Annotated in this window: 19 protein-coding genes and 1 tRNA gene; 13 read left to right on the top strand and 7 right to left on the bottom strand. The window is 52.7% G+C overall.

Annotation, left to right across the window (positions count from 1 at the left end):
- Positions 1–118 precede the first annotated feature (118 nt).
- The 9 genes from thrS (at position 119) to DFK18_RS13450 (ending at position 7,959) form a co-directional block, all read left to right on the top strand.
- Positions 119–2,011, top strand: a complete 1,893-nt coding sequence (gene thrS / locus DFK18_RS13490) for a threonine--tRNA ligase (protein WP_114418803.1) — start codon at positions 119–121, stop codon at positions 2,009–2,011.
- 107 nt (positions 2,012–2,118) lie between these two features.
- Positions 2,119–2,646, top strand: coding sequence for a translation initiation factor IF-3 (infC, locus tag DFK18_RS13485; RefSeq protein ID WP_114418802.1), 528 nt, complete (start codon positions 2,119–2,121; stop codon positions 2,644–2,646).
- Between the two features lie 136 nt (positions 2,647–2,782).
- Entirely contained in the window at positions 2,783–2,977 is a 195-nt protein-coding gene (gene rpmI, locus DFK18_RS13480; protein WP_114418801.1) for a 50S ribosomal protein L35, read from the top strand.
- Between the two features lie 40 nt (positions 2,978–3,017).
- The gene (gene rplT, locus DFK18_RS13475) at positions 3,018–3,374 is read left to right on the top strand and encodes a 50S ribosomal protein L20 (protein WP_114418800.1); all 357 of its coding nucleotides are present in this window, start codon (positions 3,018–3,020) and stop codon (positions 3,372–3,374) included.
- Between the two features lie 112 nt (positions 3,375–3,486).
- Positions 3,487–4,515, top strand: coding sequence for a phenylalanine--tRNA ligase subunit alpha (gene pheS / locus DFK18_RS13470; RefSeq protein WP_114418799.1), 1,029 nt, complete (start codon positions 3,487–3,489; stop codon positions 4,513–4,515).
- 35 nt (positions 4,516–4,550) lie between these two features.
- The gene (gene pheT, locus DFK18_RS13465; protein ID WP_114418798.1) at positions 4,551–6,941 is read left to right on the top strand and encodes a phenylalanine--tRNA ligase subunit beta; all 2,391 of its coding nucleotides are present in this window, start codon (positions 4,551–4,553) and stop codon (positions 6,939–6,941) included.
- A 73-nt stretch (positions 6,942–7,014) separates the two neighbouring features.
- Positions 7,015–7,308 carry an integration host factor subunit alpha gene (ihfA, locus tag DFK18_RS13460; protein ID WP_114418797.1) on the top strand — a complete coding sequence of 98 codons (294 nt, stop codon included), beginning with the start codon at positions 7,015–7,017 and terminating at the stop codon, positions 7,306–7,308.
- A gap of 125 nt (positions 7,309–7,433) precedes the next feature.
- Positions 7,434–7,510, top strand: a tRNA-Pro gene (locus tag DFK18_RS13455).
- A 212-nt stretch (positions 7,511–7,722) separates the two neighbouring features.
- Entirely contained in the window at positions 7,723–7,959 is a 237-nt protein-coding gene (locus DFK18_RS13450; RefSeq protein WP_114418796.1) for an HP1242/YdcH family protein, read from the top strand.
- Between the two features lie 4 nt (positions 7,960–7,963).
- On the opposite strand, the gene DFK18_RS13445 is transcribed toward DFK18_RS13450, so the two are convergent.
- Positions 7,964–9,130, bottom strand: a complete 1,167-nt coding sequence (locus DFK18_RS13445; protein ID WP_114418795.1) for a DUF3095 domain-containing protein — start codon at positions 9,128–9,130, stop codon at positions 7,964–7,966.
- Positions 9,131–9,270: 140 nt separating this feature from the next.
- Here DFK18_RS13445 and DFK18_RS13440 point away from each other — a divergent pair, with 140 nt between their 5' ends.
- A complete protein-coding gene (locus DFK18_RS13440; RefSeq protein ID WP_114418794.1) occupies positions 9,271–9,825 on the top strand; it encodes a DUF3833 domain-containing protein in 555 nt (184 codons plus the stop codon).
- Between the two features lie 96 nt (positions 9,826–9,921).
- Here DFK18_RS13440 and DFK18_RS13435 read toward each other — a convergent pair whose 3' ends face one another.
- The gene (locus DFK18_RS13435) at positions 9,922–10,500 is read right to left on the bottom strand and encodes an IMPACT family protein (protein WP_162299787.1); all 579 of its coding nucleotides are present in this window, start codon (positions 10,498–10,500) and stop codon (positions 9,922–9,924) included.
- Positions 10,501–10,669: 169 nt separating this feature from the next.
- Between DFK18_RS13435 and DFK18_RS13430 the strand changes: the two genes are divergently transcribed.
- Positions 10,670–11,848, top strand: a complete 1,179-nt coding sequence (locus DFK18_RS13430; RefSeq protein WP_114418792.1) for an alpha-hydroxy acid oxidase — start codon at positions 10,670–10,672, stop codon at positions 11,846–11,848.
- A 48-nt stretch (positions 11,849–11,896) separates the two neighbouring features.
- Here DFK18_RS13430 and DFK18_RS13425 read toward each other — a convergent pair whose 3' ends face one another.
- The 4 genes from DFK18_RS13425 to ppsA all read right to left on the bottom strand — a co-directional run bounded on the left by DFK18_RS13425 (position 11,897) and on the right by ppsA (position 17,418).
- Complete coding sequence (locus DFK18_RS13425) at positions 11,897–12,502, bottom strand: Maf family protein (protein ID WP_114418791.1); 606 nt, start codon at positions 12,500–12,502, stop codon at positions 11,897–11,899.
- Positions 12,503–12,508: 6 nt separating this feature from the next.
- Entirely contained in the window at positions 12,509–14,332 is a 1,824-nt protein-coding gene (ggt, locus tag DFK18_RS13420; RefSeq protein ID WP_114418790.1) for a gamma-glutamyltransferase, read from the bottom strand.
- A 3-nt stretch (positions 14,333–14,335) separates the two neighbouring features.
- Positions 14,336–14,827 carry a ribonuclease E activity regulator RraA gene (gene rraA, locus DFK18_RS13415; protein WP_114418789.1) on the bottom strand — a complete coding sequence of 164 codons (492 nt, stop codon included), beginning with the start codon at positions 14,825–14,827 and terminating at the stop codon, positions 14,336–14,338.
- A 191-nt stretch (positions 14,828–15,018) separates the two neighbouring features.
- The gene (gene ppsA, locus DFK18_RS13410; protein ID WP_281269783.1) at positions 15,019–17,418 is read right to left on the bottom strand and encodes a phosphoenolpyruvate synthase; all 2,400 of its coding nucleotides are present in this window, start codon (positions 17,416–17,418) and stop codon (positions 15,019–15,021) included.
- Positions 17,419–17,546: 128 nt separating this feature from the next.
- Between ppsA and ppsR the strand changes: the two genes are divergently transcribed.
- Complete coding sequence (ppsR, locus tag DFK18_RS13405; RefSeq protein WP_114418788.1) at positions 17,547–18,377, top strand: posphoenolpyruvate synthetase regulatory kinase/phosphorylase PpsR; 831 nt, start codon at positions 17,547–17,549, stop codon at positions 18,375–18,377.
- A 56-nt stretch (positions 18,378–18,433) separates the two neighbouring features.
- Positions 18,434–19,306: an LEA/WHy family protein gene (locus DFK18_RS13400; RefSeq protein ID WP_114418787.1), complete on the top strand. Its 873-nt coding sequence runs from the start codon at positions 18,434–18,436 to the stop codon at positions 19,304–19,306.
- 106 nt (positions 19,307–19,412) lie between these two features.
- Here DFK18_RS13400 and DFK18_RS13395 read toward each other — a convergent pair whose 3' ends face one another.
- Positions 19,413–20,456 carry a proline racemase family protein gene (locus DFK18_RS13395; protein ID WP_114418786.1) on the bottom strand — a complete coding sequence of 348 codons (1,044 nt, stop codon included), beginning with the start codon at positions 20,454–20,456 and terminating at the stop codon, positions 19,413–19,415.
- Between the last annotated feature and the right edge of the window lie 158 nt (positions 20,457–20,614).

Raw genomic sequence — 20,614 nt, 5'->3', positions numbered from 1 at the left:
TTTCTGCCTGCTGGGGGAAAGTGTCACCTTCGTTTGGTGGCCACCTCTGCCAGAAAGAAAGCAAGCCAGTTGAACCAAGTGTCCTCTCGTAAGGGACACCACTGCTCAGGAAAAGATTATGCCTGTCATTACTCTCCCCGATGGAAGTCAACGTAGCTACGATCAGTCGGTTACTGTCCACCAAGTTGCTGAATCCATAGGCGCTGGCCTCGCCAAAGCGGCGCTGGCCGGCAAAGTGGACGGCACCCTGGTAGACACCAGCTATCTTTTAGACCAGGACTGCAAGCTTGCCATAGTGACCTCCCGCGATCAGGAAGGCCTGGAAATTCTACGCCACTCCTGCGCCCACTTGATGGCCATGGCGGTCAAAGATCTTTTCCCCGAGGCACAAGTCACGATTGGCCCGACCATCGAAGATGGCTTCTACTATGATTTTGATGTGGACGAAGCCTTCACCCCTGAAGATCTCCAGGCCATCGAAAAACAGATGGACAAACTGGCCAAGCAGGATATCCCTGTTGAACGCCTGGTCATGACCCGCGAAGAAGCCATCCCCTTCTTCGAGGAACAGGGTGAAATCTACAAGGCCGAGATTATTCGTGATATTCCGGCCCATGAAGAACTCTCGCTCTATCGTCAGGGCAATTTTACCGATCTCTGTCGCGGCCCTCATGTACCCAGCACCGGCAAGATCAAGGCCTTTAAACTCATGCGGGTTTCCGGTGCCTACTGGCGCGGGGACTCCAATAACAAGATGCTGCAGCGCATCTATGGCACCTGCTGGGGTGACAAGAAAGAACTCAAGGCTTACCTGCACCGCCTGGAAGAAGCCGAAAAACGCGATCACCGTAAATTGGCCAAGCGCATGGACCTTTTCCATATCCAGGATGAGGCCCCGGGCATGGTTTTCTGGCATGCCAACGGCTGGACCCTTTATCAGAACCTGGAAGGCTTCATGCGTCGTATCCTGCGTGATAACGGCTATGAAGAAGTCAAAACCCCCCAGGTAGTTGACCGGGTTCTCTGGGAGCGTTCCGGGCATTGGGAGCATTACCACAGCAACATGTTCACCACGGTTTCCGAGCATCGTGACTATGCCATCAAGCCCATGAACTGCCCCTGCCACCTGCAGATCTTTAACCAGGGCCTAAAAAGCTACCGTGATCTGCCACTGCGCATGGCCGAGTTCGGCTCCTGTCACCGCAATGAGCCATCCGGCTCCCTGCACGGCTTGATGCGTGTACGCGGCTTTACCCAGGATGATGCCCATATCTTCTGTACTGAAGATCAGATGGAAGATGAAGCCAGTCGCTTTATCCAACTGACCCTGGATGTCTACAAGGCCTTTGGCTTTGAAGATGTGGAACTCAAGCTCTCCACCCGTCCGGAAAGCCGTATCGGTGAAGATGAACTCTGGGACAAGGCAGAACACGCCCTGGAGCACGCCCTCAACAAGATCGGCAAGGACTGGGATCTACAGCCTGGTGAAGGCGCCTTCTACGGCCCTAAAATCGAATTCTCCTTGAGAGATTGCCTGGGCCGTGTCTGGCAGTGTGGTACGCTGCAGCTGGACTTCGTACTCCCAGGACGCCTCAACGCCCATTATGTTGCTGAAGATGGCAGCCGTAAAACACCGGTAATGCTGCACCGGGCGATCCTGGGCTCTTTTGAACGTTTCATCGGCATCCTGATCGAGCACTACGCCGGCGACCTCCCCGCTTGGTTGGCTCCGGTTCAGGCTGTTATTCTCAATATCACGGATAAACAGGCTGACTACGTCAAGGAATTGGCTGAAAAGCTGCATGCAAGTGGTATCCGGGTGGAAACCGACTTGAGAAATGAGAAAATAGGCTTTAAAATCCGAGAACATACCCTAGCCAAGGTTCCTTATCTGCTGGTTGTTGGCGATAAGGAAGTCGAGTCAGGTAGTGTTGCCTTAAGAACACGCCATGGCGAAGACTTGGGTAGCTATGATCTGGCTCAACTTCAGGCCAAACTGCTGGAAAAGTGATCCGGCAACCCTGACTGAAGCAAGGCAGCAGGGTGTCAGGAAACCGCCTGACCCCTGTGATCAACTGAAAACAATATGGAGATATAGCAATCAAGCGCGCTAATCCAATGAGAGGGCGGGACCCCAAAAAGAACCTGCCCCCAATCAACGAGAACATTCAGGCTGACGAAGTTCGTCTTATCGCAAGCGACGGCGAACAAATTGGTGTTGTTCCTCTCCAGGAAGCCCTGGATAAAGCCGCTGAGGCCGAACTGGATCTGGTTAAGATCTCTGAAGCAGACCCCATCGTCTGCAAGATCATGGACTATGGCAAGTTTCTGTTTGAACAGAAAAAAGCCAAAAATGCCCAGAAGAAAAAGCAGAAACAGATTCAGGTTAAAGAGGTCAAATTCCGTCCCAATACTGAAGAAGGCGATTTCCAGATTAAATTTCGCAATCTGAAACGCTTCCTTGATGAGGGAAACAAGGTTAAAATGACGCTTCGATTCCGTGGTCGCGAAATGGCGCACCAGGATATAGGTCTACGCCTTTTCCAGCGGGTTGAAGAAGAACTCGGAGATGCCGTTGTCATCGAATCTCGCCCTCGCCTCGAGGGACGTCAGATGGTAATGATGATGGCACCCAAGAAGAAATGATCCCCTGCTTTTACTAGCAGCAATAACAGGTCGGTACAACCGGCCTGCTGTTGTCTAGTACAGGTCAATTTTCGGGCCTGGATCATGCCCAATCCCTTGAAACGCATCGCAAGATGCACTTGTGGAGTATTTAGTAATGCCTAAGATCAAATCGAATAGCGGAGCGCGTAAGCGTTTCAAGCCCACTGCTAAAGGCTTCAAGCACAAGCAGTCTTTCCGCAGCCACATCCTGACCAAAAAGTCTCCTAAGCGTAAGCGTCAATTGCGCGGCATGAAGCAGATTGCTGCTTCCGATGTGCCGATGATCAAGCGCATGCTGCCTAGCGTCTAAGGTTTTTTTAATTTAATCGAATCTGTCAGGAGTAAGTTTCATGGCTCGCGTAAAGCGTGGTGTTCAGGCGCGTCGTCGTCACAAGAAAGTTCTTAAGCTGGCTAAGGGTTACTATGGAGCCCGTAGCCGTGTATTTCGTGTTGCCAAACAGGCGGTAATCAAGGCGGGCCAGTACGCCTACCGTGACCGTCGTGTTCGTAAGCGTCAGTTCCGTGCTCTGTGGATCCAGCGTATCAACGCTGCTGCACGCCTCAATGGCATGTCCTACAGCCGCTTCATTTCCGGCCTGAAAAAAGCCGATATCGCCATTGACCGTAAGGTTCTGGCTGACATCGCTGTTCACGACCAGGCTACCTTTGCAGCCATCGTTGAGAAATCCAAAGCCGCCCTGGCCTAAGTTTTCCAGCGACAGCTGACGGTTTGCGGCTTTAATGTCGGCAAACCGAATAACGGGGGAAGGGCACAGCTCTTCCCCTTTTTATTTGCCATAATTTTCTGGAGTCGTGCAGATGGATACCCCTTCTTCCCAGTCTCAGACCCCCACTGCCCTCGATGATGCAACACTGGAGGCCAGGGTCAAGCAGGCACTGGATCAACTAGCCCAGGCCAATGACAGCCAAGCCCTGGATCAACTGCGTGTCCAGTATCTGGGAAAAAAAGGTGAACTCACCAGCCTGCTGAAAAGTCTGGGCCAGCTGCCCGCTGAAGAACGCCCCAAGGCAGGTGAAAAAATCAACCAGGCCAAACAAAAAGTTCAGGAAGCCATCAACCAGCGTAAAGAACTGCTGGAACAGGAAGCCCTGAACGCGCAACTGGCTGCTGAAGCCGTAGATGTCACCCTGCCCGGTCGCAGCCAGCCTTCCGGCGGCATTCATCCGGTCACACGCACCCTTGCCCGGATTGAAGATTTCTTTGGCACACTGGGTTTTACCGTTGCTGAAGGGCCTGAAGTTGAAGATGATTATCACAACTTTGAAGCACTAAACATTCCCGCACATCACCCCGCTCGTGCCATGCACGACACCTTTTACTTTGATGCGCACACCCTGCTAAGAACACATACCTCGCCTGTTCAGGTTCGCACCATGGAAGACCAGCAGCCACCGATCCGCATTATTTGCCCGGGTCGTGTATACCGCTGTGATTCCGATATGACCCACTCCCCCATGTTCCATCAGGTGGAAGGGCTTTTAGTCGATGAAAATATCAGCTTTGCTGATCTGAAAGGCATCCTGCAACAGTTTTTACGAGCCTTCTTCGAACAGGATCTGCGTGTTCGCTTCCGTCCCTCCTACTTCCCTTTCACCGAGCCATCCATTGAAGTGGATGTTGATCGCGGTGATGGCCGTTGGCTGGAAGTTCTCGGGTGCGGCATGGTTCACCCCCGTGTTTTTGAAATGTCTGGAATCGATCCCGAAAAATATACCGGCTTTGCCTTTGGTATGGGTGTCGAGCGCCTGGCCATGCTGCGCTACGGCGTCGATGATTTGCGTTTGTTCTTTGATAATGACGTGAAGTTTCTTGACCAACTGAGCTGATCTTCCAGACTACCAATCAACAGGATTTATTAATCATGAAATTCAGTGAACTCTGGCTGCGTGAATGGGTTAATCCAGCGCTGGACAGCGATGGCCTGGAAATGCAGCTTTCTCTGGCCGGCCTGGAAGTGGATGAATGCCAGCCTGCTGCCGGTGAATTCAGTGGCGTGGTTGTCGGTGAAATCATCAAGGCCGAACCCCACCCCAATGCCGACAAACTTCAGGTTTGTACCGTCAGTGACGGTGAACAGGAACACCAGGTGGTTTGTGGTGCGCCCAATGCGCGTACCGGTCTGAAAACCGCTTTTGCCCGTATCGGTGCTGTTCTGCCCGGTGACTTCAAGATCAAAAAGGCCAAACTACGCCAGGTTGAATCCCAAGGCATGTTGAGCTCGGAAAAAGAACTGGGCCTGTCTGACAACCATGAAGGCATCATGGAACTACCTGAAGATGCCACTCTTGGGCAGGACCTGCGCTTTTATCTGAATCTCAACGACATGCTGTTCGATGTCGACCTGACACCCAACCGCAGTGATTGCCTGTCGATTGCCGGTATGGCGCGTGAAGTGGGTGTGCTCAACCGCACACGAGTCAACCCGCCTATTTTCAAACGCGTTCCGGCTGATATTGATGACAGCATCGAGATCACTCTGCAAGCCCCTCAAGCCTGCCCCAAATACCTGGGACGTGTAATCAAGGGGGTCAATATCCAGGCTGCCACCCCCATCTGGATGAAGGAAAAGCTGCGTCGTAGCGGCATCCGTAGCCTTGACCCAGTCGTTGATGTCACCAACTATGTCATGCTGGAACTGGGACAACCACTGCACGCCTTTGATTTGGCTCGCCTGGATGGTGGCATTCAGGTTCGTATGGCCACTAAGGATGAAAAGCTTACCCTTCTGGATGGCGCAGAACTGGCTCTAAGCGAAGATACCCTGGTGATCGCTGACGAGAAAAAAGCTTTGGCCCTGGCCGGTATCATGGGCGGTGAGGATTCCGGTTGTACACCGGAAACTCAAGACATCTTGCTTGAAGTTGCCTTCTTTGACCCTCTGGCCCTGGCTGGTAAAGCCCGTGACTATGGCCTGCATACTGATGCCTCCCACCGTTTTGAGCGGGGCGTGGATTTCCAGTTGCAGGAAAGAGCCATGGAGCGGGCAACCGAACTGCTGCTGGAGATTACTGGCGGCCAGCCGGGTCCAGTTGTTGAAGCTGTGGAAGAAAACCACCTGCCCCAGCGTCCGGATGTCACGCTGCGCAAGAAGCGTCTGGAACAACTACTGGCCGTACGTCTGGCTGATTCGGAAGTTGAAGATATTCTTAGCCGCCTGGGACTGGAAGTCACCGATCAGGGTGAAGCCTGGCTGGTCAAGGTACCCAGTTACCGCTTTGACATCAGCCTGGAAGTAGACCTGATTGAAGAAGTAGCGCGTGTCTATGGCTATGATCAGCTTCCGGTGAAAGCGCCCAAGGCATCACTCTTGCTGCAAAGCCAGCCTGAAAGCCATATCAGCCTGCGTCAATTACGCTCTACACTGGTGGCACGCGGTTATCAGGAAGCGGTGACCTATAGCTTTATCGACCCCAAATGGTCTCGTGTCTTTGATCCTGAGGTCACTCCTCTGGCCCTGGCTAACCCGATTTCTACCGAACTCTCGGTGATGCGCACCAGCTTGCTACCCGGCCTGACCAAGGCGCTGAGCCATAACCAGAAACGCCAACAGTCACGAGTACGTCTATTTGAAAGCGGCCTGCGTTTCCTGCCGACTGATCAAGGACTGGTCCAGGAACCCCTGCTGGCAGGCCTGATCAGTGGTTCACGCCTGCCAGAGAGCTGGCATAGCCAGGGTGAAAGCGTCGATTTCTATGATATCAAGGGGGATCTGGAAGCCCTCCTGGCCCTGAATGCTGCTCCGGGCAGCTGGCAATTCCGCCCTGCCCAGCATCCAGCCTTACATCCAGGTCAAACAGCCGAGGTGTTACGTCAGCAGCAAGACGGTCAATGGCTAGCCGTGGGCTGGGTTGGAGCCCTCCACCCCCAGGTTGCCAAGCAATTGGACCTGCGCAATCAGGCTTACGTCTTTGAAGTACGTCTGGAAAGCCTTCAAGCCGGTGAAATCCCTCGCTTCAAGTCGCTGTCCCGCTTCCCTGAAATGCGACGTGACCTGGCAGTAATTGTGGATCAACATCAAGCCGTTGGTGAGCTTCTCCAGGAAGCTGAAAATCAGGGTGGCGAATGGCTGCAAAAAGTCACTCTTTTTGATGTATATCAAGGAAAAGGGGTTGCTGAAGGCAAAAAGAGTCTTGCTCTAGGCTTGACCTGGCAACATCCTTCACGCACTCTAACGGATGAAGAGATAAATGCTCAGGTTGACCAGATAGTTACAGCTTTTTCACAAAGCTTTGCTGCGGAATTAAGGAGCTAATTCACAGCTCCTTGTACTGGTTTTCTGAGCTTGATAATAAAAAGAGCGGTCAACCAGAAAAAGGAGCTGAAGAGTGGGTGCCCTTACCAAAGCAGAGATGGCTGAAAAGCTGATTGAGGATCTGGGTCTTAGCAAACGGGATGCTAAAGAGATGGTCGAACTATTCTTTAGCGAAATCCGCAATTGCCTGAAGGAAAACGAACAGGTCAAGATTTCCGGATTCGGAAATTTTGACCTGCGCGATAAACGCGAAAGACCTGGTCGCAACCCCAAAACAGGCGAAGAAATCCCCATTTCCGCTCGTCGTGTAGTGACCTTCAAGGCGGGTCAAAAGCTCAAAAGTAGGGTCGAGGCCTATAAAGGCTAAAAAAACCTAAACTTTTGTTCACTAAGGGGTTTTCAAATCCAAAAAAGCTGCTTATAATGCGCAGCGTCTTGAGGGCAAACCCCCGTAGGCCACAAGACGGCTTCCAAAAGAAGCAGCAATTTTGACGGAGCGTGGCGCAGCTTGGTAGCGCACTTGCATGGGGTGCAAGGGGTCGCTGGTTCGAATCCAGTCGCTCCGACCAACAAACAAAAGGGTTTAGCCCATAAAGCTAAACCCTTTTTTTGTGCCTGAAGAAATCTCCCCGACCCAAGGCCTGAGGCTTTCCAAACTCTTCCGGTTTTCAATCCCTGCCTGTCCTCTCGTAAAATGTCTGGAAAAGCGTTTACTGATTGACCCTGCCCGACCTGGAGGGTTAATGTTGGAAGCCTACATGGATCAATCAAAGAGGTTGTTATGGGACTGGAACATCATGATTTAGCTCACGAATTTCCTGAATACAAAGAACGTATTCACGAGCTCAAAATAAAGGATGCACACTTTCGCAAACTGTTTGATGAATATGACCAGGCCACGACCCGAATCGAGGCTCTGGAAAAGCAGGGATCCCCGGTTGCCGATGAAAGCATGGAAGATCTCAAAAAAGAGCGCCTGCGCCTGAAAGACGAGCTTTATGCACTGCTGAAGGCCTAACCCATTAGTTTTTGCTCTGCTGCTGCTTTAACTGGGCAGCAGCCAGGGCATATCCCCCATCGCAACCATCAACAAAGTGTACATGTTCAATTCCCGCCTGACTGACCAGACAGGTTAATTGTGCTGCATTACTGGTATGCATACCATAATTAAGACGACCGGCCAGCTGTTCCTGATCCAACCATGCCTGGAAAGTCTTAAGCGCCTTGTTATCTGCTGCAAAAACCGAGCGGAAAACCCCGTCAAATTTGCGGAAATCGGAACGCAGGAGCAAATCCTTTTTATAATCCCCCCAATGCGCCCTACCCAGACGTATTTTTAGACTCATCAATAACCAGCCGATCAGGTTGATCAGACGTAATTTCCAGACCTCCAGCCCCAGAGCAAACGAACCGGATTGACCAAAACGCCGGGCTCGCGCTTCTGATATCAGCTTATCTCGGTCAAAGGAAAGGCGAACCCCGGCAATACTCAGTGGCTGCTGAGTCTGCTCATCGCCAAAGAGTTTCTGCATTCTTTCCAACAAATCCCGATAGCACTCCAGCTTTTCTTCCAGGCTAGGAGCCAACACCTCCACCAAAAGGCTGACAGTCACCTCTCGAGGACTGGGGACGCGCTGCCAACGGCACTCAAAACCAGTAAAATCGGCAGCAGCAGGGCCCTCGCCTGACTGAACATGGTAAGTCTTATCACGTTTTAAAAGATAATCCGCCCTTTGCAGGCCTTCATCGGCAAAAATTGCCTGGTGCAGTTTTCCGGCACGGTGATAGCGGCATACCAGCAAAGGGCTGCTGGCTTTGATGTCCCTGTAGGGTACCAAACCAGCCCTCAACTTCAGATTCATGGATTCTTCAGCAAGCTGCACACAACCCAGCAATGCCTGGCGCACCTGCTGTTCACAAGAAGGCGGGATGCAGAAACTAGCTCCGTCACCGCCAAAGATATAAGGAATATCCAGAGGTTTCACGGCGTTTAGAACAGCAGCTACGGTGCATCCACCCAGTGCATTAATATCCTGGTAACGCCCTTCTGCGATAGCAGATGTTGAACCCTGCACATCTGTAATGACCAGCAGCCAATCTTCGGGAAGCTCTTGGTAGGAGCTGGCATCGAGAACTTCCGCAAAATGCTGTAAGGCCGGTAGCTGCATATAAAACTGATCTGATGACATCGAAGACAGGTATTCCTTCGCTGGATTTAATTTCCTTGTACCACTGGTAGCAGGTCAAGACCAGCCTGACAATCAAATTAGACAGACTAAAAAGCTTGTATTAAATTAATATAAGTTAGGTATAGCTATTAGGTGCAACCATGAAGAGTAAATGCAATTTTTCAGTCATTGCTTTCCTTTCACTGATGCTTCTTCTCAGTGGCTGTGGATCAGCCAAGCTTCAGGATTATGCCAAGGAAACACCCCAGTTGAGGATCGAAGACTTCTTTGTCGGTGAAACCTGGGGCTGGGGTCAAGTACAGGACTATACAGGCCGCGTTACCCGTCAGTTTCAAGTCAAAATCCAAGGGCATCTAGAGGGTGAGACCCTGATACTGGATGAAGATTTTATTTACCATGATGGACGTCAGGATCAGCGCCGCTGGACATTTGAACCCCTGAATGAAAACTGCTACGTCGGGCGAGCCATGGATGTTCGGGGGCAAGCCGAAGCCTGTCAGGCTGGCAATGTATTTCACATGGAGTATCGACTGGAAGTAGAAATTGATGAAGCTATCTGGGTATTTACGATGGATGACTGGATGTATCTGCAAGAAGACGGCCTGGTGATTAACCGTACCCAAATGAATAAATGGGGCCTGACCCTGGGTGAAATAACCCTCTTCCTGAGCAAACAGCCCTTTCAGGCAAGGTAATTTCTCAAAAAGAGCTCTAGTAAACGATCAAAACTCAGGTCCTGCGAATCGATTTATTTTTTACTTTGCCAACAACTAAAGATAACGGTATAAAGCTTATTTCAGCAGGGTCATCCGACCACTAGAGGCTTCCATCAAACGGCTTACCACTGCTTTTAGGGTCTCCTCTTCACCTTCAAGCCTGACCTGGAGTTGCTGCTGATAATCCACCTCCAGGTTTAAGCCAGCTTGTTCAGCCTGATGGCGCACCAAGGACTGGAACTCATAATCCATGGCTAATTGAACCTGGCTCAATTCGCGCAGAGTAATCAGTTCAGCGGTGTTCAGGGGGTCACTGACTGCCTGGCTATAAGCCCTGACCAGACCACCGGCTCCCAGTTTAATGCCACCAAAATAACGCACTACGCTCGCTAACACCTGATCCAGCTGCTTATGTTGCAAGACCCTTAGCATAGGTGCCGCAGCCGTTCCTGAAGGCTCGCCATCATCCGACTGACTGACCTGCCCTGCAACCAGCATGCAGTAGCAGATATGGCGGGCATCAGGATGCTGAGCATGGAGTTTTGCCAATTTCTCCTTCGCTTCTTCCTGACTGTTAATGGGCTCGACCCGCCCCAGAAAACGGGATTTTTTAATGATGACTTCTGTTTCCACGACTTCAGCCAAAGTCTTCAAAGTAAATCCTCTTTTACGTAACGACCATAAATACAAATATCCAGGGACATTTCCACCCCACAAAAAACTGTGAAATATATGATACACAGAGTTTCTTCTCGGGAGTCACTAGGGTTAAGATTGTCGCCTACTTGCCCTTCACCGTCTAACCAGCAAAAGGAAGTTTACCTTGCTACGTTATTTTTATACGGGACGCGATCTCAATAAAGCTCAGAATCTTGCGGATTTGAAAGCCCGTGCAGCCAAAAAATTGCCCAATTTCTGCATGGAATACCTGGAGGGCGGCTCGGATGATGAAATCACACTGCAACGCAACCGCCAGGCTTACCAGGAAATCACTTTTCGTCCCAGAACCCTAGTTGATATCACCCAGCGTAGCCTGAGCACCGAGGTTTACGGACAAGAGATCCAACAGCCCCTGGTTATCGCCCCGACCGGCTTTAATGGGCTTCTTTCCCATGAAGGCGATCTCAAGCTGGCCTTGGCGGCGAAAAAAGCCGGTATCCCCTTTATTCAGAGCATGGTTTCCACGGTTTCTCTGGAGCGTATTGCCGAAACCGGGGTGCGCCATTGGATGCATCTGTATCTGTTCAAAAACCGGGATAATCTCAAGGGTATTATCGAAAGAGCCGAAAAAGCCGGCTGTGAAGCCCTGGTATTAACCACAGATACCTCCATCATTGGCAATCGCGAATGGGATAAGCGCAATTACCGCGCACCCATGAAGCTAAATCTGCGCAATCTGGTGCATCTGGCAACTCGCCCTGGCTGGATCTGGGATATTCTGGTTCCCCAGGGGATGCCCAAATTCTGCAATCTGGGTGATTTTCTGCCCCCGGAAAAAGCCAGTGCCAAGAATGCAGCCAGCTTTCTCACCCAGGAAATGGACCCCTCACTGAACTGGGAGGATATTCGCTGGTTACGTCAGGTCTGGCCCGGCAAGCTGATCCTCAAGGGCATCCTGGCCAGCGAAGATGCGCTTCAAGCCAAGGCTCTGGGCGTAGATGGTCTGATTATTTCCAATCACGGTGGACGTCAGTTGGATTCTGCACCCAGCCCCCTGGATGTATTGCCGGAAATCCGCCAGGCCGTGGGCCAGGATTTTCTGCTGGTTGTTGACGGTGGCCTGCGCCGCGGTAGTGATATCATCAAAGCCCGCTGCCTGGGCGCAGATCTGGTAACCAGTGGCCGTGCGGCACTTTATGGCTTGGCTGCCGGTGGTCAAAAGGGTGCAGAAAGAGCCCTGGAGATCCTCTACAGCGAAGCTGACCGTACCCTGGCATTGCTCGGTTGCACTCAGCTGAATCAACTCAGTAAGGATTATCTGCTGCTGGGACGTAATCACTGAACCCAAGCTTTCTCAACCCTCTGTGAAGCCCTGAGGGGCTTCCAGTGCTCAGAACACCCGATAGCCCAGCTGAGCCAATAATTGCGTCAGGGTTTCCAGAGGCAGCCCCACGACATTGGAATAGCTGCCCTCGATTTTTTCTACCAAAGCCGCTCCTCGGCCTTGGATACCATAGCCCCCGGCCTTGTCGTCCGGTTCTCCCGTGGCTACATAGGCCTGGATCTCATCCCGGCTCAACTCACGGAAAAAAACCCGAGTGGTAACCACTGCATCCAGCCAGGTAGACCCCTTAACCAAAGCCATCCCTGTTTTCACCTCATGAAAGCGACCGGAAAGGCGTGACAGGAGCTCAACCGCCGCCTCGCGACTGCCTGGCTTACCTAGGGGCCGACCGTCCAGTACGACTTCAGTATCGGCAGCCAGGACAGGATAGCCAGCGAGGCTTGAATCCAGACTGGAAGCAATTCGATGCGCCTTGGCGATGGCCAGGCGTCGAACCAGATCTTCGCCAGCTTCCTGCCCCACCAGGCTTTCATCGATCGCAGCGGGCTGGATCGTCAGCTGTAGTCCTGGTTGGAGTTGGTAGAGCAGTTCCTTGCGACGCGGTGAAGCCGAAGCCAGAACCAGGTGTTGTAATAGAGGTGGTGTTTGCATCTTGAATCAGTCTCCGGCGACCCAGCCTTCACGACGCGGATCAGCGCCACCCTGGATACCTGAAGGGGTGATCAGTAAAGCCTGGATACCGCTGGTGAGGTCTCTTGCAATCACCTCCTGCCCACGAGCTTCCAGACCCAGACGCACATAATCCTCAAAACGTCCCTTTTCCAGCAGGGTCACACTATTGAAATTGGCCAAATTGGGCAGGTTAATGGCTTCCTGGGGTGTCAGCTGCCATTGCAGCATCCCCAACAGGGTTTTGGCGGTAAAATGGATGATCGCAGCCCCACCGGGGGAACCCAGGCTCGCCCGCAATTCACCTGTATGGGCATCAAAAACCAGGGTGGGACTCATGCTCGAACGAGGACGCTTGCCCGGCTCAACCCGATTGGCAATCAGACGCCCCTGGTCATCGCTGGGTCGAAAGGAAAAGTCAGTCAGCTGATTATTGAGTAGAAAACCACCTGGCAGCCCCGTTCCTCCATCCACCAGGATGCGGCTGCCAAAAGCCTGCTCGATGGAGGAAGTCATGGCCACGGCCTGACCCTCGGCATCAATCACACTGATATGGCTGGTGCCATATTCCGGCTGCTCAGGTTGCGGTGCCCAGGTGGTTTCCACCGGAGCTGGCTGACCGGCCCTGGCGCGGTCTTCAGCAAGCGGTTGAATTTGCCGGGCCCTTTCCTGCAAATAGGCAGGTCGTAGTAGATTCGACCAGTCACCGCCGGGCGCTTCAACATAAGCAGGATCAGCAATATAAAGAGCGCGGTCGGCAAAGGCCAATCGTGAAGCCTCAATATACAAATGCAGACCCTGGGGGGAATAAAAACCTTCGGGATCAGCCAATTGATCCGCATCCAGGTGTTCCAGTATCCCCAAGATCTGCATCAGGGTCAGTTGACCCGAAGAAGGCGGTGGTGCCCCGCAAACCAGGTAAACTTGCCAGCTGGAGCAGAGAGCCGAACCCGAGTTGGGCTGATAGTTGGCCAGATCAGCTAAAGACAGCTGTCCGGGTTGTCCTGGCTGGTTAACAACAGCCCGCTGGATCGAACGGGCCACACTGCCCTGATAAAAAACCTCACTCCCGCCTTGGGCGACTTGCCGATAGATCGCAGCCAGTGCCGGGTTTTTGAGGCGATGACCGACTGGTAGGGCCTCGCCATTATCCAGGTAGTAAAAATTTCTGGCCGCCGAATTAGCAGCCAAGAGAGGATCTTCGCTGAGTAGATGGTGCAGACGTCTGCTTACGGCAAAGCCGTCTTCAGCCAGACGAATTGCCGGCTCAAAAAGACGTGCCCAGGCAAGTTGCCCCTGTTCACGGTGCGCGGCTTCGAGCATGGCCAGGAGGCCGGGCACACCTACGGCCGCTCCACTGCCGACCGCCTGCAGAAACTCCAGGGGTTCGCCCTCAGCATCCAGAAATAATTCCGGTGTGGCGGCTGCAGGGGCTGTTTCCCGCCCTTCCCAGGCTACCACCTGCTGGCCATCCCAGTAGAGCAGGAATCCACCACCACCCAGACCACTGGATTGAGGTTCTACCAGCCCCAGAACCAGTTGGGTGGCAATGGCAGCATCCAGAGCATTACCACCAGCCTGCAGGATTTCCTGACCGGCTTTGGCTGCCAGAGGATTGGCTGCTGCAACCGCCTGGTGCTCAAAGCTCAGATTTTCCTGTTGTTGGCGAAAAGCTGAGGCGATCTCAGGCTGACGCAGCTCTGAAGTGGGTCCAGCCTGCCCCGCACTGGGTGTAAGACTACAACCACTGGTCAGCAGTAATCCTGCAACAAAACCAGTGGCAACCAGTTTGGGGGTCAGGCCAGTGAACATCGTTTACTCTTCAGGCATTTTCAGGGGTTCGGGAGAAACAATAATACCGTTGTTATCCGCATAGACATAGTCACCGGTGACAAAAGTCACGCCACCAAAGGAAACCGGCACCTGGTATTCACCCACGCCCTTCTTTTCGGATTTGCGTGGATGGGTACCCAGCGCCTGAACACCGATATCCAGCTCATTGATGATATCCACATCGCGGATACAGCCGTACATGATGACGCCTTCCCAGCCATTTTTAACCGCTTTTTCGGCAAGCATGTCGCCCAGCATGGCGCAGCGGAAAGAACCACCGGCATCCACAACCATGACCTTGCCTGCGCCAGGCTTGTCGACTTCTTCCTTGACCAGGGAATTGTCTTCAAAACACTTGATGGTGACGATTTCACCACCAAAAGAATCCCGGCCACCCAGGTTGACGAACATCGGCTCGACGACTTCAACCAGATCCGGATAAGCATCACAAAGATCAGGGGTTACGTATTGCATTGCTTGCTCCTTGAATTGTCTTGATAACTCGTTAAATCAACCAACGGCTCCTGATGCTAGCAGTGGGCTGAAATCCTGTCTGTTCGTTATAAGTATGAGGTGTTTTGTAAAAAGAAGACAAAAAACGGCCTGTCTACAAAAGTTGCAAACAGGCCGCTATTTTCGACTAAATGAGCCGGTCAGACGCTTTATCAGTCTTCTGGCGTTTCGTTGGCCAAACTGAACCAGGTATCCAGCACAGCATCCGGATTCAGGGATACCGAATCGATACCCTGATCCATCAACCAGCGCGCCAGATCGGGGTGGTCAGAAGGTCCCTGGCCACAAATACCCACGTATTTACCCTGCTTCTTACAGGCTTCAATGGCCATGGACAAGAGGCGCTTCACTGCCGGATTACGCTCATCAAACAGGTGGGCGACGATGCCGGAATCCCGATCCAGCCCCAGTGTCAGCTGAGTCAGGTCGTTGGAACCGATGGAGAAACCATCAAAGTACTCCAGGAATTCCTCGGCCAGCAGCGCATTGGCCGGCAGCTCACACATCATGATCAGCTTGAGGTGGTTCTCGCCGCGCACCAGGCCGTTAGCCGCCAAGAGTTCGGAAACGCCCTTGGCTTCGCCCGGCGTGCGTACAAAGGGCACCATGATTTCCACGTTATTCAGGCCCATGACATCACGGACCTTCTTCAAAGCGCGGCATTCCAGCTCAAAACAATCCTGGAACTTCTCGGAGATGTAGCGTGAAGCCCCGCGGAAACCCAGCATGGGGTTTTCTTCAGCCGGTTCATACTGCTTGCCACCAATCAGGTTTTCATACTCATTGGATTTAAAGTCGGACAAGCGCACGATCACCCGCTTGGGCCAGAAGGCAGCAGCCAGGCTGGCAATCCCTTCCACCAGTTTTTCCACGTAGAATTCAACCGGATCGGAATAGCCCACGGTGCGACTGCGAATGTTCTTCTGCAGATCGGAAGGCAGGCTGTCAAATTCCAGCAGAGCCTTGGGATGCACCCCGATCATGCGGTTGATGATAAATTCCAGACGCGCCAGCCCTACCCCTTCATTGGGCAGAGAAGCAAAACCAAAGGCACGATCCGGGTTACCCACGTTCATCATGATCTTGAACGGCAGTTCGGGCATGGCATCGATGCTGTTGGTCAGGAGTTCATAATCCAGAATACCGGCATAAACAAAACCTGTGTCCCCTTCAGCACAAGAAACCGTAACCTCGGCCCCTTCCTGAAGTTCTTCGGTGGCATCACCACAACCTACAACCGCAGGAATACCCAGTTCGCGGGCAATGATGGCGGCGTGGCAGGTGCGCCCACCACGATTGGTAATGATGGCTGAGGCCTTCTTCATGACCGGCTCCCAATCCGGGTCCGTCATGTCGGTTACCAGCACATCACCTGCCTGAACCTTGTCCATTTCGTCAGGTCCGGTGACGATTCTTACCTTGCCAGCACCGATACGCTGACCGATGGCACGGCCTTCAATCAGGATTTCGCCCTGCTCTTTCAGCAGAAAACGCTCCATGACGTTATTGCCATCACGACTTTTAACGGTCTCCGGACGCGCCTGAACGATATACAGCTGACCATCATCACCATCCTTGGCCCATTCAATGTCCATGGGACGCTGGTAGTGTTTCTCGATAATCATGGCCTGGCGGGCCAGATTCATGATTTCTTCGTCTTCCAACGAGAAGCGCTGGCGATCTTCCAGATCCACTTCCACCGTCTTGACGGATTTGCCGGCCGAGGATTCCTCGCCGTAAACCATCTTGATCAGCTTGCTACCAAGGTTACGGCGCAGAATGGCCGGACGCCCGGCTTCCAGCGTGGGTTTGTGCACATAGAATTCATCCGGGTTGACCGAACCCTGAACCACCGTCTCGCCCAGGCCATAGGCACTGGTAACAAAGACGGCTTCACGGAAGCCAGATTCGGTATCCAGGGTAAACATGACCCCGGAAGCGCCGGTTTCCGAACGCACCATCTTCTGAATACCGGCGGACAAAGCAACCAGCGAATGGTCAAAACCCTGGTGAACCCGGTAGGAGATCGCACGGTCGTTGAACAGGGAAGCAAAAACCTCGTGAACCGCCTGCTTGACCTGAGCAAACCCTTCGATATTCAAAAAGGTTTCCTGCTGACCGGCAAAGGAGGCATCCGGCAGGTCTTCTGCAGTAGCTGATGAACGCACCGCCACCTTCAAATGAGGGTGTTGCTTTTCCAGGTGCTCATAAGCTTCCCGCAGGGCATTTTCCAGAGGCTCGGGGAAGGGAGTATCAATTACCCACTGGCGAATCTGTGCGCCGGTGGTAGCCAGAGCACGAACGTCATCAACATCCAGCTCATCCAGGGCCTTGTTGATCCGGTCTGCCAGACCATCATGTTGCAGAAATTCACGATAGGCTGTCGCTGTCGTGGCAAAACCACCTGGCACCTGCACTCCGGCTGAAGCCAGATTACTGATCATCTCGCCGAGGGAAGCATTCTTGCCCCCGACTCGCTCCACATCCTGCATGCCCAGATGGTCAAACCAAAGAATATGCTCGTTATTTGCACCCGCTGCGGTCTTGCTCAAGACAGGCCTCCGTTTAAACTGGTTATCTGCAGATGACTTTGCCCATTAAAAACAGCAGAATAAGAAGCTGAAGGGCAAAGCCTACGCGGTTCATTTTGCACAGATAATACACGATTTTAGGGGATAGCATGAAGCGTACCGCCTTTTTCATTTCCGACGGCACCGGGATTACCGCTGAAGCCCTTGGCCGCAGCCTGCTGGCCCAATTTGAAAGCATTCAGTTCGAGCTGATAACCCAGCCTTATATCAACACGGCAGAAAAAGCACATCAACTGGTTGAGCTGATAAACCGTACTGCCGAAGAAGACGGCGCTCGCCCCCTGCTGATCGATACTATCGTGGATCAATCGATCCGCAGCATCATCAGTCATAGCAACGCCATGAACATCGACGTCTTTTCCACCTTCCTGGCGCCCCTGGAAGATGAACTGGGCGCCCATTCCAGCTATTCGGTCGGTAAGACCCATGCGCTGACCAAGGAAAAGGAAAATACCTATAAGGCGCGGATCGATTCGGTTCATTACGCCCTGGATAATGACGACGGTGCCCGAACCCACCACTATGACAAGGCCGATCTGATACTGGTAGGTGTTTCCCGCTGCGGCAAAACCCCCACCTGTATCTATATGGCGCTGCAGTTTGGTGTTCGTGCGGCCAACTACCCTATTACCGAAGATGATATGCTCGACAGCGAGCTGCCCAAGGCCCTGCGCCCCTATCGCCATAAGATCTTCGGCCTGACCATCGAACCGGAACGTCTGGCCTCCATTCGCCACGAGCGCCGCCCCAATAGCCGCTATTCCTCCCTGAAGCAGTGCCGTCAGGAAGTGGAAGACGTGGAAAACCTCTACCGCCGTCATAATATTGACTATATTGATTCCACTCACCATTCCATCGAGGAAATCTCCACCCGAATTCTATCCCAGGCCGGGATTGAACGACGCTTTTCGCCCAGGTAAGGCGGAGCAAGTCGGACAGGACCAACAACAGGACTTTAAATAAGAGGGAATTATCAATGCTTAAATCAAAAAAACTGGCTTCAGGGTATCGCTTGCTTGCTGGACTCCTCCTGATCCTGACGCTATCCGGCTGCAGCTTCTTGAGTAGCTTTTATGAACCTGAAACCCCGGAAGTAAAGGTGGTTGATCAGCGTCTTGTGGCTTTAAACCTGGAAGAAGCTCGTCTGGAAGTGGATATCGAGGTTTTCAACCCCAACCAGTTTAGCCTGCCAGTCGGTGCACTGGATTACTCGCTGACCGTTCAGGGACACTCTCTGGCTCAGGGTGAACAGAATCAAGGTTTTTCCCTGGGTAGCAAGAAAACTGAAACCCTGACCTTTGTTGTTGATGTCAACCTGCCTGCAGCCGTGGCTACCCTGGCCGATTTAAAAAACAGTAATCGACTGGATTACCAGCTTAGCGGAGGGCTGGTAGTCGATCTCCCGCTGCTTCCCGGCAAGCGCCTTGCCTGGGAAACCTCAGGTCAGCTTCCATTGCCCCAACGACCCGAAATTAGGCTGGCCGACTTGAAAGTGGATCACCTCACCTTTACCGCAGCCCGCCTGGTGGCCACACTGGAAATCACCAACCCCAATATCTTTAGCGTGGATATCGAGCGCCTGAATGCTGGCTTGGAACTGAGTGGAACAAATATCCTCGATACCCGCCTAAACCCTGGCTCCAGCTTTCCCAGCCAAAGCAGCCGCCAATTACAAATCCCTTTGGATATCAGCTTTTCCAGCCTGGGGCGTAGCGGCTATTCCGCTCTGGTCGACCGAACCGCCATCAATTACCGCCTCTTTTTTGATGGCCTGATCAGCAGCAGCGACCTCCCCCTGCAGGAAATTGACTATAGCGATGAGGTTCAGGGCGAGATCGGCATTAATTAGCAAGACAAATTCGATGAAAAAAAGCCAGTTCAGCAGAATCGCTAAACTGGCTTTTTTCATTTAAAGTCTGACGCCTTGTTTTATTCAAGGCCAAACTTAGCCACCCTCACTCTGGATGACTACTGGTCAGTATCGGCAAAAGCCCATCACAGGAAGTCATGGCATCGTTGCAGTTGACGATGATGTCGGAACGCGCCAGCAGGTAACCCTTGCCGGTTATCTTGTTTTCCACCACTGCCTGGCCGTTTTCGTTGCCCAGGCCAGTGTAGGTACCAATAAAGCCGGTATTTCTCAGCGAAACGGTTTCCAGCTGATCACCCGGTTCAATCTTGCCTTCATACTGCATCAGAGCCAGACGTGCTGAAGTCCCAGTACCTGTGGTGCTGCGGCAAATCACCCCTGGATGCACATAGGTGGCTGAACGCGAGCGGAAGGAATGGCGGCTGACCTGTTCGACCGGCCCCATAAAGTGCAGAAAGGGCAGAGGCCCCACATCCCCCAGGGTGTAATGGGAAAAGCCCCGCTCGGCCTGGATGGCTTCAACAATGGCATGGGCCGTTTTAGCCAAGCGTCTTTCTTCCGAGGCTTCCAATACAAACCCCAGGTCTTCAGCTTCTACCAGAGCATAAAAGCCACCACTGTAGGCAACACTGTAGGTGACCTCACCGATGCCAGGCACATCGATTTTGGCCTTGTAGGTATGAATGTAACTGGGCAGGCCTTCACAGGTGATGGCTTCCACCACCCCGTCATGCACCCGGGCTTCTATCTGAACCAGTCCAGCCGGGGCTTCCAGATTGAACTTCTGGGTGCCCTCCTGCTTGGGGATAAATCCTGCCTCCAGCAAGGCTGTCGCCGTACAGATGGTATTGGAGCCGGAATAGATGGGATAGCCCATCACCTCCATGATGATATAACCCCATTCCGCCTTGGGATCAGTTGCCGGAACAATCAGATCCACCGACATCTCCGGAATCCCGTAGGGTTCTTCCAGCAACAGACGGCGCAAACCATCCATATCATCACGTAAATATTCCATCTGCTGACGAACCGTTTTCCCCGGCAGAGGATCGATCCCGCCTGTTACGATCCGGCTGACATCACCCCCTGCATGGGTGTCGACCAATTGCAGGCTTAATTCCTGAGGCATAAGGCTTCCTGTTGTTGTCAAATGAGTGGCATGTAGTGGTCAACTAATCCCGGACAGTGTTTTAAGGTTTTCCTCAGCTGCAACGGGCGAAATACCGTCGTTGAATGCATGAGGTCGTTGCCGGTTGTAGTAGTCCATCAGGTAGCCACCCACATCCT

The organism is Marinospirillum perlucidum, from assembly GCF_003336805.1.
Taxonomy (GTDB): Bacteria; Pseudomonadota; Gammaproteobacteria; order Pseudomonadales; family Halomonadaceae; genus Marinospirillum; species Marinospirillum perlucidum.
This window is presented reverse-complemented; position numbering and strand designations above follow the sequence as displayed.